Origin of the sequence: Curtobacterium sp. MCPF17_011, assembly GCF_003234145.1 — a bacterium.
GTDB lineage: Bacteria > Actinomycetota > Actinomycetes > Actinomycetales > Microbacteriaceae > Curtobacterium.
The window spans coordinates 22,524-37,902 of the sequence record NZ_QKSK01000011.1 but is presented as its reverse complement, the minus strand read 5'-3'; the positions used below and the strand labels follow the sequence as shown (position 1 = coordinate 37,902).

The following is a 15,379-nucleotide window of genomic DNA, read 5'->3' as shown; positions in this document are numbered from 1 at the left end:
CGAGTTGTCATCGCAACTCTAGACCCCGAAGTTGCGATGTCAACTTCGCGCCATGTACCGTTCAGCCATGGCTGAACCACTACCACTGCAACCGGAAGAGTGGGGCTTTTGGCACGGTTTCCTGCGCGCCTACGACGACTTGTGCCGGGAGCTCGAACGCGAACTGCAGCGAGACTTCGGCATTTCGAAGGCAGAGTTCAGCGTGCTGACGGCTGTCGACGAAGCAAGGGGTGGGCAGCTGCGCATCGGGCAGCTCGCCGAGGTGCTGGGCTGGGACAAGGGGCGCGTCGCGCATCAGGTAAGCCGGATGGAGGGCAAGGGTCTGATGGCAGCAATCCAAACCGGACCGAGTGGCCGACGCACGGGAGTGACACTGACGGCAGCGGGCGTCTCGAAGCTCCACGACTCGCGACAGGGCCACGGGACGAACGTCCGGCGCCTGTTCCTCGACGCGCTGACACCAGCGCAGTCCGAAGTGCTGCGCGAGTGGAGCATCGACACCATCGATCGCATGGTGATGACGCGTGATGACGCCGCCGATGCCCTATCCGATCGTGGGCGCCAGGAACTAACCGCAACCCAGGAGCCAGGGGCAGCTCACAGCGCCTCGACCTCGTGACGCAAATCATTCGTTCACATCGGAGGTTGCGCGGCCAACGCGTCGGCGCACGCTGTCTCGATAGCCAATCTTGGGTTCAGCCGGTCGTTGCAACACCACCGTGAATCGGAGTGCTGCAGATGGGATCGAGACTGGAACACCGTGCCCGGGAGGCACTGTTCTGGGAGCTATTAAGACAGGGCGTCGGACGCACGGCGGCTTGTGATGCTGTCGGCGTGGACCGACGTCAGGGATACCGTGGGCCAAAGCAGTCGGCGGACGGAACGTGTTCGCTCACAAGCCCCGCTCAGCCCGGTTCCTCAGCCAGGAGGAATGGCTCCGGATCGCGGACCTGCGTCTCAGCGGAGCCGGCGTGCGCGATCGCGAGAGCACTCGGCAGGGCACCGCCAACCATCAGCCGCGCGCTCACCAGGAACGCCGCGACTAGCGGGAGCTACCGGCCCTACTCCGCGAGAAGCAGCGCCGATAGCGAGCTCGGCGCCCGCGCCGCGGAAGCTGGACCGGCCCGACCTCGCCCTGCAGGTCGAGATCCGGTTGGTGCCACACATCCGCCGGGCGCACTGGCGCTGCCAACGCTTCGGACCGGGTCTAGAGGAGAGCAAGCGGATCCGCATTGCCCCGGTGCTCGTCAACGCGCACCGCGGCGAGATCGCCCCGCGCGTGTATCGGCTTCGCCCACGAGAGGCAACCCAACGTATTGCAAACGAGCCCACGGGCTAATAGGCAGCAGTCCCGCTTCCTGGCGGCCTCCGTCTGCAACACTGTGTTCATGCGCATAGCTCTCCTGGGGACAGGTCGGTTCGCGACGGATTTCGCTCCCGCTCTTGTCCGCGCGGGTCATGACGTCATCTTCGGGTCACGGCACCGCAGGGAGGAACTCCTCGCTGGCGCGCTAGTGGTGTCCACTGCGGAAGCCATCGCTCGTGCCGACGTCGTTGTTGTCGCGCTTCCCGGGGAGACAGCACTTGCGTTCTTGCCCGAGTTTGAGGAAGCGCTGCACGGCAAGGTGGTCCTCGATGTGAGTAACGCCTTCACCTCGGATGGCGACCTTCGCTTCCCCAACAGCAGTGTCGGCGAGCAGTTGCAGGACCTGTTGCCGTCGTCTCTGGTGGTGAAGTCGTTGAACAACATGGCCGGGTACATAGCAGGCGACCCGTCGGCGCTCAGCGAGACGACCGTGTTTCTGTCCGGCAACGACGAGCGCGCCAAACGTGTCGTGAGCGACCTGCTGGTCAGCATCGGGTGGAGCGAAGCGGCGCAGATTGACCTCGGCGACATCACGACTTCTCGAGCCGTTGAGCATCTCGGTTTGTTGTTTTGGGCACTAGTGCGGAAGTACGGCACAGGAGAGTTCAACTACCGCGTCGTGCTTGCCGACGGAGTCGCTGGTCGGTTATGAGCCGTTCGACTCGAGTTTGAGTAGATGCGAGTACTGCCGCTCCTGGTAGAGCCCGTGGACTGTGACCAGCACGAGCGTGGCACCGATACCGACTCCGATCGCCGTACCTGAGGACGTCGCTTTCGCGAGAAACAGCGCGACGCCAGCTCCGGCAACGATTGAGTTCACGCCCGCTATTGCCGAGGACAGGGTGAAGAACACTCCGCTCCACGAGCCGCGCCACCCGATCTCCAGCATCTCGTTCGGAGCTCGTGCCTCGTCCGGGAGGGGGAAGTACGCAGCGGCTCCGGGGAGCAAGCTGCCGTACCAGCGCCGGATGCGTTGCATCGCGATAAGGGCTGCGACGTCCTCGAGTGAGGTCTGCACCAGGCGAACGTAGGTGAAGACGCCGAGCAACACGATCACGGGGATCACCACAGCGAGATAGCCGAGTGCGTACTCGGTCCTCGCGAGGAACCCGTAGGCGACGAGCGCACTGGAAAGTGTCATGAGGTAGATCGACGCTCTGGACGACGACTCCGATACAGTCACGCCGCGGACGGACTGGAGTACGAAGTGCTCCGTGAGGAGTGCGTTGAAGAACGCGAGCGGTCGATCTGAGAGAACAGCCGCGGCCTCCTCAGCGGGGGGAGGCGCATCAACTGGTTCTTCCGAGCGGTCCTCGTTCATGTGCGACCTCTGCTGTGTCCGGGGCCGAGCTGCAGGCCGGCGAAGATGGGGACGCCGCCCTGCTGTGCCGCTGTGAGCGGCGTGGCAGGGCGGCGTTGATGACGCGGCAAGCGTCAGATCTGGCTGGCGCCACCGTCTACGTAGAGCTCCGCGCCGGTGACGTAGCTCGCGCGGTCGGATGCGAGGTACAGGACGGCGTCCGCGATCTCGTCGGTGCTGCCGAGGCGGCCCATGGGCACGCCCGCGGCGAGGCCCTCGAGGAGGGCGTCTGCCTCCTCCGGGGCCGCGGCGAGACCGCTGAGACCGGGCGTGCCGATGGGGCCCGGGGCGACGACGTTCACGCGGACCTTCCGCTCGATCAGTTCCGCCGCCCAGCTGCGTGCCAAGGAGCGGACGGCGGCCTTCGTGGCTGCGTAGACGCTGAAGGCGGGGCTGCCCTTGACATCGATGTTCGAGCCGGTCAAGACGATCGAGCTACCGGCGGTGAGCAGTGGAAGCGCGCCTTGCACGGTCCGGATGACACCGCCGACGTTGCCATCAAAGGTCGACGAGTAGTGCTCCCAGCTGATGTCACCGAGAGCTGCGAACTCGCCGCCCCCAGCGTTCGCGAAGACGACGTCGAGTCCGGCGCCGTGCTCGCGGATGGCTGCGAAGAGGTTCTCGACGTCGTCCGCCTTCGTGACGTCCCCCCGGACAGTGGTGACTGCGTCACCGAGTTCCGCGGCCACGGTGTCCAGTGCTTCCTGCCGGCGGCCGGCCACGAACACGTGCGCGCCCTCCTGGACCAGGCGGCGGACGACGGCGAGGCCGATGCCCGCGGTGCCGCCGGTGACGAGCGCTGTCTTGTTGGTGAAGTCTCCCATGATGTTTCCTTCCGTCGCCCGGCCTCCCGGGTTACTTACTGATTGGTACAGAACGAGAGAGAACCACGGATCGTCGTGCTTGTCAAATCTGTACTGACTGGTACTGTTTGTGATGGCTACACCCACTGTGGTGGGGACTGTCAGGTGGCGAATCCGTCACCTGACGTACGACAGGACGGTGCGTGCGAACCCGCGAGGGCGGCCGCGCTGGCTGATTTTGGGAGGAGGCAGCCATGGCTGTAAGGGGAAGGCCGCGGTCGTTCGACTTGGATGATGCACTCGACCGTGCTGTGGAGGTCTTCTGGCGCCAGGGCTACAACGGGACGTCACTCGATGACCTCACGTCGGCGATGGGCATCAACCGCCCAAGTCTCTACGCGGCGTTCGGCAACAAGGAGTCGACCTTTCGCAAGGCGGTCGCGCGGTACGCGGAGGTCGACATGGCCTATGTCGAGGACGCTCTGGCCTGCTCAACGGCCAGGGCTGTAGCGGAGACCTACCTGACCAGCAACGCGATCGCTGTCACGACGCCAGGGAAACCAGCGGGCTGTCTGTCCATCCAGGGCGGTTTGGTTGCGGGAGAGTCCGACCAGGGGGTGGTCGACTTCCTCGCTGAGAGCCGCATGTCAGGCGAACAGCGACTCATCGACCGGTTCAAGCGGGCTGTCGAGGAGGGCGACCTCGACGACACCGAGGTCCCGGAAGAGCTCGCGAAGTACGTGAGCACGGTGTCCGCCGGGCTGGCGGTGCAGGCTGCAGGCGGCGCCTCTCGCGTGGAACTCATGCTGGTGGTGCGACGGGCTCTTCGAGCGTTCCCCTGATCGGCGATGCGTTCTTCCGCCTGCCGAGTGTCAGAGCGGTGGTCGCGGCTGCGAGCTGGAGCACTGCAGCGCCGAAGAAGACCGCGTTGAGGTCGCCGAAGGAGATGACGAAGCCACCGACAGCCGACCCCAGCGCGATCGAGAGCTGCAGGAACGTCACCAGGACTGCTGACCCCGCTTCGGGAGCGTCGGGAACCAGCGAGATCGTCCACGACTGCAGCATGAACGGGTACGCCCCCCAGAGCAGCCCCCAGGCGATGACGAGGACGATCGCGGCGACCGGCGAGGACTCGGCGAACGGGAGCAGGGCGAGGACGACGCTGAGCGCGAACGCTGCCGACCCGAACAGTACCGGGAACGACAGCCGGATGCGGCCGGCGATGAGGTTCCCGGCAAGCCCGACGATCCCGTAGGTAAGCAGCAGTGCGCTGAGCAGCGAGGTGCTGGAACCGTGAATCGCACCGAGGTACGCGCTGACGTACGTCGACGCCATCAACTGTCCGGTGATCGCCAACACGGTCACGATGAGAACGATGCGTGACCGAGGCCGGGCGACGACGGCGGCGATCGCTCGCAGGGGAACCGCGGCCGAGGCTCCGCGGAGCGAGGGAAGGGTGATCGCTTGCAAGATGAGCACGGCGGCTGCAGCGACTGCGGCGCCGAGGAACGCACTCTGCCAACCGCTGCTCGCCGAGACAAGTTGACCGAGCGGGAGTCCTAAGACGGTGCCTGCGGAGATGCCAGCAAGCACGACGGAGGTCGCAACCCCGCTCTTCTCTGGGGCTGCCAGACGCACTCCGAGTGACGGGCCGACCGCCCAGAATCCGCCGAGCGACAGCCCGACGAGAACGCGTGCCACGAGGAGAACTCCGAAGTCCGGGGCGACCGTGGTCAGCAGGTTCGACGCGACGAGCAAAGCGGTCGTCGCGAGGACAAGGAGTCGCCGATCCAGGTTGCGAACGAGAGCGACGATGAGCGGGGCTGACACTCCGGCGACGAGTCCCGGGACGAGTACCACTGCGCTGGCCGCGCCCAGGGACACCCCGAAGTGCTTCGCCAGTTCCGGGAGGATCCCGACGGGCAGGAACTCAGCAGCCACGATGACGAAAGCGCCGGCTCCGAGAGAAGCGATGGCTGCCCAACGGGTCCGTGGTCGGGTGGCCGGTCGATCGTCGACCTCGGACATGGCGCCTCCTGGTGGCAGCAACTCGTGCAATGGGAACGACACCGAGTGTGCAGGTGCAGATCGAGGCGGCGAATCCGTGACGTGACGTATGCGCGGGGGGCACATACGTCACCTCACGGATTCGGCGAGCGGACCATTGTTCGATGCTGATCGTGTCGAGCAGACGCTCGACCTCACCCAGCAACAGGAGCACGTGATGTCTGGAAACCCCAAGAAGATCGCCCTCGAGCCTGCGGCGCAGGACTTCGTCGACGCGACTTCGATGCCCCCGTTCCTCTACCAGCTACCGCCGGCCGAGGGTCGCAAGGCAGTGGACGCGGTACAGGACGCGCCCATCTTCAAGCCCGACGTTGACGAGGAATGGATCGAGATCCAGGGCGGACCGACCGGTTCGGTGAAGGTCCGCATCGTCAAGCCCGCAGGGACGACCAGCAACCTGCCGGTCATCCTCTACGTGCACGGTGCCGGATGGGTCTTCGGTGACGCCCACACGCACGACCGTCTGGTGCGAGACCTCGCGATCGGCTCGGAAGCCGCCGTGGTGTTCCCCGAGTACGACCGTTCCCCGGAGGTCGGCTTCCCGGTCGCGCTCGAGCAGTCTTACGCGGCCGCTCAGTGGGTCATGACGGAAGGCGCTTCGAAGGGACTCGACGCGTCTCGGATGGCGGTTTCTGGCGACTCGGTGGGTGCCAACATGGCCATCGCCCTGACGCTCCTCGCGGCAGAGCGTGGAGACGTCGAGTTCCGCAAGCTCGTCGCGTTCTACCCGGTCACCAACGCAGCGTTCGACACTGCCTCCTACGAGGAGTTCGCGGAGGGCTACTTCCTCGCTCGAGACGGCATGAAGTGGTTCTGGGACCAGTACACGACCGATGAGGCGCAGCGGGCACTGCCGACCGTCTCCCCGCTGCGTGCCTCGCTCGAACAGCTCGCCGTCGTTCCCGAGACGCTCATCATCACCGCGGAAGCCGACGTCCTGCGCGATGAGGGCGAAGCGTTCGCAGCACGTCTTCGTGAAGCCGGCGTGAAGGCCACGAACGCCCGCTTCGGTGGAATCGTGCACGACTTCGTCATGGTGAACCAGTTGCACGACACAGAAGCGGCAAAGCACGCCGTGCTGCTGGCCACCGCGTCGCTGCGCGTCGCTCTCTCCTGACCGTCCGGCGGGGCTGCCACCTGCGTGGCAGCCCCGCCCCAAGCATCGAGGCTCAGTTGACAACACTCACCGTCGTCCACCAGTCAAACGAACACCGATACGTCGCGCTCCTCGACGGACGCGAAGTCGGCCTCACGCAGTACACACCCCAGGAGGGTCATCGCACGTTCATCCACACGGAAGTTGCCCGAGACGTTGAAGGCAACGGTGTCGGCGGTGCACTCGTCAGCGAAGCCCTGCGGTCAGTGGTGGATGACGGGCTTCGGATCGTAGCGGTGTGCCCGTTCGTGGCGCATTTCGTGGCAACGCATCCGGAGTTCCAGCGCTACACCGACCCACGAAGCTCCACGCCGTCTCCGCCTCAAGACAGCACCGCAGCAGGTGCTCATGGTTGACAGTGCGGTCCACCACTATCCCGCGGACGGAGTGATCGTGACGTGGGACGGGAGCATCTGCCGTCACTTCGCGGTCTGCGTCGGTCAACTGCCGGAGGTGTTCGACCCTGCGAGACGCCCATGGGTGCAGCCGGAGAACGCCGACCCGGCACGGGTGGTCGCCACGGTTCGTGCCTGCCCGTCGGGCGCCCTGCAAATCGAAGCCGCGTCGGGAATGCTCCCTACTTCCGGCGAGGGTGAGGAATCCCACCAATGAGCAACGGGCGCCTCAGTCGCTCGTGGCTCGGCCCAACGCGTGCCGCAACTGCCCGCGGCTCGAGATACCGAGCTTTGGGAACACCTTGTACAGGTGCGTGCTCACTGTCCGGTGGGACAGGTAAACCCGGTCGGCTATCTCGCGGTTGCTCAAGCCTGCGGCGGCAAGCTGCGCGACCTGGAGTTCTTGAGGTGTCAGCTGTTGTACCGCCGTCGAAGGTGCGGTGGGTCGTGCGCCGACCTGACCCGCAGCCCGCAGCTCTTGGGTGGCGCGCTCGATGAAGGCTTGAGCTCCAACGGTCTCGAATTGATCCAACGCGGCGGTCAGTTGCGCACAAGCGTCTTTCCTCCGCTTCTGACGGCGGAGCCATTCGCCGAACAGGAGCTGCGTTCTCGCGACTTCAATGGGAGATTCGCTGAGAGCGCCGAGCGCCAGAGCCTCGGCGAAGTACGACTCCGCCGCGTCGTCGTCGGCAAGAAGAGCGCGACTGCGAGCAACGAGCGCGCTGAGGAACGGCGAACGGTACAGAGCGGCGGCGACAGCGGCTTCTTCCACGTTCTTGCGGAGGTCGTCAGGACGACCCGCTCGAACTGCTGCTTCAGTGCGGTCGGCGATCGCCCAAAGTGAGCGTGTGGGGTGCACGGTCATGTGCGTGTATTCGATGAGTGCGTCACGGTATCGGTGCTGCGCGAGTGCAACTGTGCCGGCCGCCCACCGCGCATCGGCGACGATCAATGCCATCTGGCTGTCCTGGGCGAGTTCCGCACTGCGCATCAGGGCGGTGGTCGCGGCAGCGAAGTCCCCGAGGAGCGAATGACCGCGGGCAGCGGTGGCGGCAGCCATGCTCTGCAGCAGCGGCTGATGCATCTCGGCGGTCATGCGTTCGGCGTACTCAGCGTCGGCAAGACCCTCACGGACCCGCCCTCGCAGCATGAGCAGGTGGGCGCGACCACGAATGGCCTGCATTTCGTCCGCAGGAGCACCGCTTTCGTGGAATCCTTCCTGCGCCAGACCCCAGCAGGTCAGCGCTGTGTCGAGGTCTTGGAGAGACTCCGAAGCGATGGCCAACGAGACAAGCGCGAGGGGGTCGTCGGCGAGACGCGGAACAAGGTCAGGAAGGACCCCTCGCGTCTCCGCCGCCTGACCGAGCGGTGCAAGCAACGCGAGTGCGACTGTCCGGAGTGGGTTTCGCTCGTCCTCGCGATCGAGCTTGTCGCGGAGGTCTTGCCATGAACTCACTGTCACGTGCTGGCTGCGCATCAGGACCGCCAGTACCCACAGGATCTTGATTCGACGCGGCCCGTGTTCTTCTCCAGGCAACGAAGCGAGGACTGCAGCGATCTCGACCGCTCGGGGCACTGGTGCTCCTGCGGTTAGAGCGAGGATGACGCGGGAGAGGACGGCCTGCGTTCGTGTGTCCGAATCAGCCTCGGCCCAGTCGGCTCGGTTGAGCAGCTCAACGGCTTCACTGGTGAGGCCCGCGGATCGGGCTGATTCTGCGGCGAGCACCAGGCGTCGGGACCGTTGTGAAGCGCCGCGAGACACCATGGCGGCGCGCTCGAGCGCGAACGCAGCCTCCGGGAGGGCGCCACGTTCCGACGCGCGTCGGCCGACGGCTTCGAGTTCACCGGCGACGGTTTCGTCGCGCTCGATCGTTGCTGCTGCTCGGTGCCATACGGCGCTGTCGTGCCCGCTCATCACTGATGCCAGGGCGAGGTGGGCGTCGACCCATTCGGTTGTCGAAGCAGCGTTCTCGGCGGCCGACCGGATCAACGGATGGCGGAAGCGAAGGTCGCTCCCATCGACAGATACGAGGTCGTTCTCCTCGAGCGGTCGGAGGTCCTCGAGCGTGAGGTCGAGTGTTCGCGCTGCGGACATGACGTCGTGGAAGTCTGCGCCGTTCGCTGCTGCAATGAGTATGAGCAGGGATCGACTTCCGGAGGGGAGAGGGCCGAGGCGGTCCAGGAACGTTCGTTCGAGCCGCTTCGTGATCGGCAGGCGGGTTTGCAGTATGGATCCTGCCGGGCCGCGCTGACGAACGGCAGCGATGAACTCGCGAAGCGCTAACGGGTTGCCGGCGGACTCCTGAAGGATGCGGCGGCGAGCAAGGTCGCTCAGGTCGCAACCGAGCACCGAGACCAGTTCGCGTGCGTCATCATCTGACAAGCCGGCCAGATGGAGACGATCGAGTCCGAGAGCGGGCAGTGTGTCTGCGTCGACGCCGGGTCGCACCGTGCAGAGCACCGTGATGGGAACGCTCGAGACGTGGAGGGCGATGAAACTGATGACTGCGACGGTGGACCGGTCAAGCCACTGCAGATCCTCGATCGCCAGCACGAGTGGGTGTCTCGCGGCAGCTTCTTCGAGGAGCCCGAGCGCAGCCAACGAGACGAGTAACCGATCCGGCGACGGCCCGTCGACCATCCCGAACGCCGTGAGCAGCGCCACCCGCTGACGGTTCGGCAGAGCGTCCACGTGAGGTAAGAGCGGATGCAGCAACTCGTGGAGCCCACCGTAACCGGAGCGTGTCGGTCCTTGCAGTCCGGTGGACGTCAGCCTCCGGGCCCCTCCTGCTTCCGCGGCCCTGACCGCGTCGGCGAGAAGCGCACTCTTGCCGATCCCCGCTTCGCCTTCGATGATGAGCGCACCACCGGAGCCTCTTCGTCCCACCAGCTCCAGAAGGAGCGCACGCTCCCGTGCCCTGCCGAACAACAGGGGTTCAGGAGTCTCGACGGGGAATGGAAGCACGGAGGAACCATAACTCGCGAACTCGACACTGTCGACAGAGTTGGTCGGGAGTAGACTGATGTCGTGAGCGAAACCAACGTGCAGCGGACCCAGTCGCTCACGGAGCAGGTGCACGCAGAGTTGAAGCGGCGCATCCTTGACGGGCGTCTGGCTCCTGGGAGCGAAGTACGCGACTCCGTCATCGCCAAGAGCATGGGCATCAGTCGGGTTCCGGTGCGCGATGCGTGCAATCTCCTCGTGCAGTCGGGATTGCTGTCGAAGCAAGAGCACCATCCCTACCGCGTGCGTGAGTTCTCAGAAGCCGACCTCGGCGAGCTTCAGCTCATCAGGTGGGGGTACGAGTCCGTGGCGGTGCGGCATCTGGTCAGAGCCCACGTCAATCCGCAGGGCGTCAGAGAACCCCTGGATCGCATGCGGGTCGCTGGCGAGGACGGTGACGGCGACGAGAGCGGGCAGGCGGACATCGACTTCCATCGCGCGCTGGTTCGGTCGACAGGGCTGCTTGAACTCACCCGCCGCCACGATTCCCTGATGACGCAACTGTCGCTGTCGATGCGGACGCTGCCGGCCTTCGTCGTTCCGACCCAGGAGTACCGGCACCGCGAGATCCTCGACGTGCTGCAGGAATCGCAAGCTGCATCGGACCCAGCGCCGATCCTCCGCCTCATGAGCACGCATCTGCTGACGGCCAGGAGTGACGTCGCCGAGAACGATCAGTTGCGCTCAAAGTCGTGACGGCCGTACGTCGACTGACGGATTCGGCATCGGGCGTCCTTCTCGAAGCTTGAAGTAACGATCAAGCCCAGGAGGCAGCGATGACAGAACCGACCCCGCAAACGATGCGAGCGACAGTGGTGTCCGAGTACGGAGACCCAGAGGTGCTAGTGGTACGAGATGTCCCGCTCCCAGTACCAGGACCAGGCCAGGTCCGCATCAGCGTTCGAGCCGCCGGGATCAGCCCCACTGACCTTCACATCAGAGCCGGCGACCTCAGCGCGTTCTTCGCACTCCCTGAGCCAGCGATCCTCGGATTCGAAGCCGCCGGCGTGGTGGATGCCCTTGGGGACGGTGTCACCGGAGTGAGCGTCGGTGATGAGGTGGCCGCTCGACTTCCGCGGCTCGGCGGCTACGCGGACTTCGTGCTCGCTGATGCTTGGACACCGAAGCCGGAATCCGTCAGTTGGGAAGAGGCAGGGTCCCTGCCCACGGCTGCGGAAGCTGCGGTCGCGGCACTCCGCCAGCTCGGCGTGGCGAAGGGGGATCAGCTCCTGGTGCTCGGTGCGACCGGATCCGTCGGCTTGATGGCCGTGCAGCTGGCGCGGTCCATGGGGGCTACCGTCATCGGGTCAGCTCCTGAACGAGACCGTGCAGTGGTCGAGGACCTCGGGGCGTTGTTCCTCCCGGCCGGGACTCCGGTCGGTGACGCCCTGAAAGCGCTCGGAGTTGAGGTGGACTGGGTGCTCGACGCCATCTCTGCTGGTGGGTTGGAAGAGGTCGTCGACGCTGTCGGGGCGCCGGGAAAGATCGTCACGCTAACAGGTGCCGGAGCGCACGGCGGTGTGCAGATGCTCGCTGACGGCGTCAACCGCGCGGCCGATGCACTCGACATGGCAATGCCGTTGCTGGCGTCTGGGCAGCTGAGGATGCGCCCCCGGGAAACGTTCCCGATGGCGCAGGCTGCAGCTGCGCACACGGCTCTCGAAGAACACCGGTCACACCGGAAGCTCGTGCTCGTCAACGACTGAACACTGTGAGGAGTGCGGCATCGGGGCGTGCCTCCCGATCCCGCACTCCTCAGGCCTGACCGACTACTACTTCTCGGCGAAGTGTGGTGCGACCTGGGTGCCGAGGAGTTCGATGCCCCGCATGACATCAGCATGCGGAACACCGGACCAGTCCATCTGGAGCCCGTACCGATCCGGGCGCGTCAGCTCAACCACCGGGCCAAGGCGGTCCACGATCTCCGAAGGACTTCCGGCGAGGATCGACCTCGCACCGCGCGTGAACTCGTCGTACTCCCCACGACCCGGTATCCGCCACCCCCGGGACTTCGCGCCGGCTTCCATGGTCGATCGCCAGTAGGGGAAGTACGTGTCTTTTGCCTGTTGCGAGGTGTCGGAGATGAGGCCGATGCCCGACATCGTCACTTCGAGGTCCCCGTGCCCCGCTTCCGCTCCGACTTCCCGGTACAGGTTCACCAGGGGCGCAAACCGCTCGGGTTCACCACCGATGATCGCGTACACGATCGGGAGACCGAGACTCCCCGCTCGAACCGACGATTCCGCGTTGCCGCCGGTGCCGAGAGACACCTTGAGATGATCACCGAACGGTCGCGGCCAGATGAACGCGTCCTCGAGCGGCGCGCGATGCTGACCCGTCCAGCTGACGGGGTTCTGTCGGTCGATCTGCAGGAGCAGGCCCAGTTTCTCCGCATAGAGAGCGTCGTAGTCGCCGAGGCTTGCCCCGAACAGTGGGAACGACTCCGTGAAGGAACCCCGCCCCGCGATGATCTCCGCTCGGCCCGAGGTGAGCTGATCAATGGTCGCGAACTCTTGGTACAGCCGAACAGGATCTTCGGTGCTGAGCACAGTGACCGCGCTGCTCAGTGTGATCCGGTCAGTCACCGCAGCCGCGGCAGCCAGGACCGAACCTGGATGAGACACCGCGTACTCCGGTAGGTGGTGTTCGCCGATCCCGTAAAAACCCAAGCCGACGTCCTCGGCGAGTTGGATGCGCTCCAGTTGCTCCCGAAGCTGATCCCTCACGTGCTGCCGTTGACCCGACCCATCCTGCCTCAGGTCACCGAAACTCAAAATGCCGAACTGCATGTCGTCGTTCTTTCGATTGTGCATGCGAACGCATCGACTGCGTGGGTTGTTCCCGCTGCAGGGGCGCCGCCAGCCGGAGAAGGCGGGACGTTCGTTTCCTCGTCCCTCGTAGAGGTTGTGTCACTTGACGTGCAGGTGGACATGTACTGAATGAGACGTCACGGAAGGGGCGCCAATGAGAACACCATCACCACCACGCGCAGCAATCGAACGACGCTTCCGCGACCTGCACGCTGAGACGTACGCCGACCTCGTCCGCTTCGTTGAACGCCGATCCTTCGGCAACGACGCAGAAGATGTCGTCTCCGCGGTCTTCATGACAGCATGGCGTCGCATCGATGACATGCCGGAAGACGCCCGGCCCTGGCTGTTCGGGATCGCTCGGAAGCAGATGCAGAATGCTGCTCGCGGCGCAGCCCGGCAACGTGACCTCGATGTGGCCATCGCGGCTCACGCCGACTCGACAGTCGCCGACACCGCGCAGGCGTCATCGGCCCGGATCGACTTCGTCCGCGCCTGGCACCGGCTCGAACCCCGAGACCGGGAAACGCTCGCCCTCGTCGCATTTGACGGGTTGAACGCGGATCAGGCCGCAACAGTCCTCGGCTGCCGCCGCTCCACTTTCACCATGCGCCTCACCCGCGCTCGTCGCCGTTTGCGCGACGCCCTTGACGAGACGTCAGACCACGGCGCCGTCCCACACACGCAACCCGACTTGGAGGCCATCACATGGAACGCATGACGGACCTGGACACCCTCACCACCCTCGACCCGGCGAAGAACCGAACCCTGAGCGACGCTGAGATGATCCGCGCCGAAGCGGACCTCGAACGCATCATCGCCACGCCGCCTGCTGCCGAAAGCAAGAAGCGCCGCCGCCGCCGGGCAGGCGTCGGGGCAGGCGCGCTGGGCGGCAGCATCGCCGCAGTCGCTGTCCTCGCTGTCTCGGTCGTCACCGGCGGGAGCGCCGCGTACGCTGACTGGACTGCCGCTCCCAGCCCCGCGACGACGAAGCAGTCCGTCGCATTCGCCAACGACTGCGCCGAGAGCTGGGCTTCCCCGACAACCGTCGGCAACGACGACATCATCCTTGGCGAATGGCGCGGAGACGCGCAGATCGCCCTGGTGAAGAACGGTCAGAGCGTCCTCATGTGCAGTGGCGTCGACCCCAACGTGCCGGTGGGCTGGGAACGGCTCTACGACTCGGCTGTCTCGACGGAAGCCGCCCCGACTTCGAATGGTCTCCGGATCTACGGCATCGAGACCAGCGGCGACGGTGCCGACGGGTACTCCTACGATGTCGGACGGGTCGGCTCGGACGTCACCGGAGTCGACGTCCGAACCTCCAAGGGCGTCGTGCAGGCCTCGGTCAAGGACGGATGGTTCGTCGCATGGTGGCCCGGCACTAACGAGGCAGACGCCAAGGTACTCGACGTTCACCTGCGCGACGGCAAGACGGTGAGCGCGCCGTGGACAACGTGGAGCGAGTGAACATGCTCGTCGGCATCACACGCCGCCCCAGCGGATGTGACGACCCCAGCGGGATCGTTCTCCTCGACACGCAGCCCATCGACATGACAGTGCTGCTGAACATCCCCACCGCGGTAATGAAGACGCGGGCTGCATAAGCACGACAGGCGGGTGATCTCACTGAGATCCCCGCCTGTCACGTCGCCACCACCACGCTGAGCGGTGTTCTCACTACTCTCAAGGCGTGGACGAAGACGCACTCGATTTCCCAATGCTCCAGAGCTCGACTCTGGGGCAGCGTGTGTTCGACGAACTCCGCGCTCGAATCCTCGACGGTCGGCTCCCCGCGGGAGCTGACGTGGCGGATTCCGTCATAGCTCGTGAACTGCACGTCAGCCGCGCGCCGGTCCGCGACGCGTGCAACCAACTCGTCGCAGATGGGCTCATGACCAAGCAGCAGAACTACCCGTTCCGAGTCCGAGAGTGGACCGAGGACAACCTCGTCGAACTCAACCTCATTCGCTGGAGCTACGAGACCGCTGCGGCTCGGTTCTTGACGGAGACAGAACGGCCGGTTCTTCCTGGAGTGGCGGAAGCCCTCGGCCGGATGGACGCCGCTGCAGCCGTGGGCGACCCCGCAGCGTCCATGCAGGCTGACATGGAGTTCCACTTCGCATTCGTGGAATCAACGGAGCTACCGGAACTCATCGCGCTGCACCGACGGGTGGGTGAGCGGGCGTTACTGGTGCCGATCCCCGCTGACCTGCCGATGAACGTCCTCTCCCTCCAGCGTCAACGACACGAGCAGATACTTCAGGCACTCGCTGAATCGCGGAAGGCCGGCGACGTCATCGCAGTGTCCACGGCGCTCAAACACCACATGCTCACCTACCGCACGCTCGCCGAACTCGCTGCCAAGTCAGGGAGCTGAAACGACCGCGGATCCTCCAGATACGTCATCGTTCGGAT

At 65.3% G+C, this 15,379-nt stretch carries 16 protein-coding genes; 11 read left to right on the top strand and 5 right to left on the bottom strand.

Annotated elements, in window-relative coordinates; translation table 11 throughout:
- Positions 1-67 precede the first annotated feature (67 nt).
- On the top strand, positions 68-619 hold the full coding sequence (locus DEJ25_RS13425; protein ID WP_181427444.1) for a MarR family winged helix-turn-helix transcriptional regulator: 552 nt from the start codon (positions 68-70) through the stop codon (positions 617-619).
- 769 nt (positions 620-1,388) lie between these two features.
- Positions 1,389-2,018, top strand: a complete 630-nt coding sequence (locus DEJ25_RS13420) for an NADPH-dependent F420 reductase (RefSeq protein ID WP_146240690.1) — start codon at positions 1,389-1,391, stop codon at positions 2,016-2,018.
- On the opposite strand, the gene DEJ25_RS13415 is transcribed toward DEJ25_RS13420, so the two are convergent.
- A complete protein-coding gene (locus DEJ25_RS13415; protein ID WP_111044989.1) occupies positions 2,013-2,687 on the bottom strand; it encodes a hypothetical protein in 675 nt (224 codons plus the stop codon). The genes DEJ25_RS13420 and DEJ25_RS13415 overlap by 6 nt on opposite strands.
- A gap of 113 nt (positions 2,688-2,800) precedes the next feature.
- Positions 2,801-3,550, bottom strand: coding sequence for an SDR family NAD(P)-dependent oxidoreductase (locus DEJ25_RS13410; protein ID WP_111044988.1), 750 nt, complete (start codon positions 3,548-3,550; stop codon positions 2,801-2,803).
- 233 nt (positions 3,551-3,783) lie between these two features.
- On the opposite strand from DEJ25_RS13410, the gene DEJ25_RS13405 reads away from it, so the two are divergent.
- Positions 3,784-4,371, top strand: coding sequence for a TetR/AcrR family transcriptional regulator (locus tag DEJ25_RS13405; protein ID WP_111044987.1), 588 nt, complete (start codon positions 3,784-3,786; stop codon positions 4,369-4,371).
- Here the strand turns inward: DEJ25_RS13405 and DEJ25_RS13400 are convergent.
- Positions 4,331-5,557 carry an MFS transporter gene (locus tag DEJ25_RS13400; protein WP_181427443.1) on the bottom strand — a complete coding sequence of 409 codons (1,227 nt, stop codon included), beginning with the start codon at positions 5,555-5,557 and terminating at the stop codon, positions 4,331-4,333. The two genes, DEJ25_RS13405 and DEJ25_RS13400, sit on opposite strands and share 41 nt — an antisense overlap.
- Before the next feature lie 196 nt (positions 5,558-5,753).
- Between DEJ25_RS13400 and DEJ25_RS13395 the strand changes: the two genes are divergently transcribed.
- Genes DEJ25_RS13395 through DEJ25_RS17250 form a run of 3 tightly spaced genes read left to right on the top strand, consistent with a single transcriptional unit; the run spans position 5,754 to position 7,364 of the window.
- Positions 5,754-6,713 carry an alpha/beta hydrolase gene (locus DEJ25_RS13395; RefSeq protein WP_111045038.1) on the top strand — a complete coding sequence of 320 codons (960 nt, stop codon included), beginning with the start codon at positions 5,754-5,756 and terminating at the stop codon, positions 6,711-6,713.
- Positions 6,714-6,769: 56 nt separating this feature from the next.
- Entirely contained in the window at positions 6,770-7,108 is a 339-nt protein-coding gene (locus DEJ25_RS13390) for a GNAT family N-acetyltransferase (RefSeq protein ID WP_181427442.1), read from the top strand.
- The gene (locus tag DEJ25_RS17250) at positions 7,101-7,364 is read left to right on the top strand and encodes a (4Fe-4S)-binding protein (protein ID WP_111044984.1); all 264 of its coding nucleotides are present in this window, start codon (positions 7,101-7,103) and stop codon (positions 7,362-7,364) included. Before DEJ25_RS13390 ends, DEJ25_RS17250 begins: the two co-directional genes overlap by 8 nt.
- Positions 7,365-7,376: 12 nt before the next feature.
- Here DEJ25_RS17250 and DEJ25_RS13380 read toward each other — a convergent pair whose 3' ends face one another.
- Positions 7,377-10,112, bottom strand: coding sequence for an AAA family ATPase (locus DEJ25_RS13380; protein ID WP_220033220.1), 2,736 nt, complete (start codon positions 10,110-10,112; stop codon positions 7,377-7,379).
- A gap of 63 nt (positions 10,113-10,175) precedes the next feature.
- Between DEJ25_RS13380 and DEJ25_RS13375 the strand changes: the two genes are divergently transcribed.
- Positions 10,176-10,847, top strand: coding sequence for a GntR family transcriptional regulator (locus DEJ25_RS13375; RefSeq protein ID WP_111044983.1), 672 nt, complete (start codon positions 10,176-10,178; stop codon positions 10,845-10,847).
- Positions 10,848-10,927: 80 nt separating this feature from the next.
- Complete coding sequence (locus tag DEJ25_RS13370) at positions 10,928-11,857, top strand: NADP-dependent oxidoreductase (protein ID WP_220033219.1); 930 nt, start codon at positions 10,928-10,930, stop codon at positions 11,855-11,857.
- A gap of 66 nt (positions 11,858-11,923) precedes the next feature.
- Here the strand turns inward: DEJ25_RS13370 and DEJ25_RS13365 are convergent, their stop codons facing one another.
- Positions 11,924-12,940: an LLM class flavin-dependent oxidoreductase gene (locus DEJ25_RS13365; RefSeq protein WP_111044981.1), complete on the bottom strand. Its 1,017-nt coding sequence runs from the start codon at positions 12,938-12,940 to the stop codon at positions 11,924-11,926.
- Between the two features lie 175 nt (positions 12,941-13,115).
- Between DEJ25_RS13365 and DEJ25_RS13360 the strand changes: the two genes are divergently transcribed.
- From DEJ25_RS13360 to DEJ25_RS13350, 3 genes are all read left to right on the top strand, one after another.
- On the top strand, positions 13,116-13,682 hold the full coding sequence (locus tag DEJ25_RS13360; RefSeq protein WP_111044980.1) for an RNA polymerase sigma factor: 567 nt from the start codon (positions 13,116-13,118) through the stop codon (positions 13,680-13,682).
- Entirely contained in the window at positions 13,679-14,431 is a 753-nt protein-coding gene (locus DEJ25_RS13355; protein ID WP_111044979.1) for a hypothetical protein, read from the top strand. Before DEJ25_RS13360 ends, DEJ25_RS13355 begins: the two co-directional genes overlap by 4 nt.
- Positions 14,432-14,654: 223 nt before the next feature.
- On the top strand, positions 14,655-15,341 hold the full coding sequence (locus DEJ25_RS13350) for a GntR family transcriptional regulator (RefSeq protein WP_220033218.1): 687 nt from the start codon (positions 14,655-14,657) through the stop codon (positions 15,339-15,341).
- Positions 15,342-15,379: the final 38 nt, after the last annotated feature.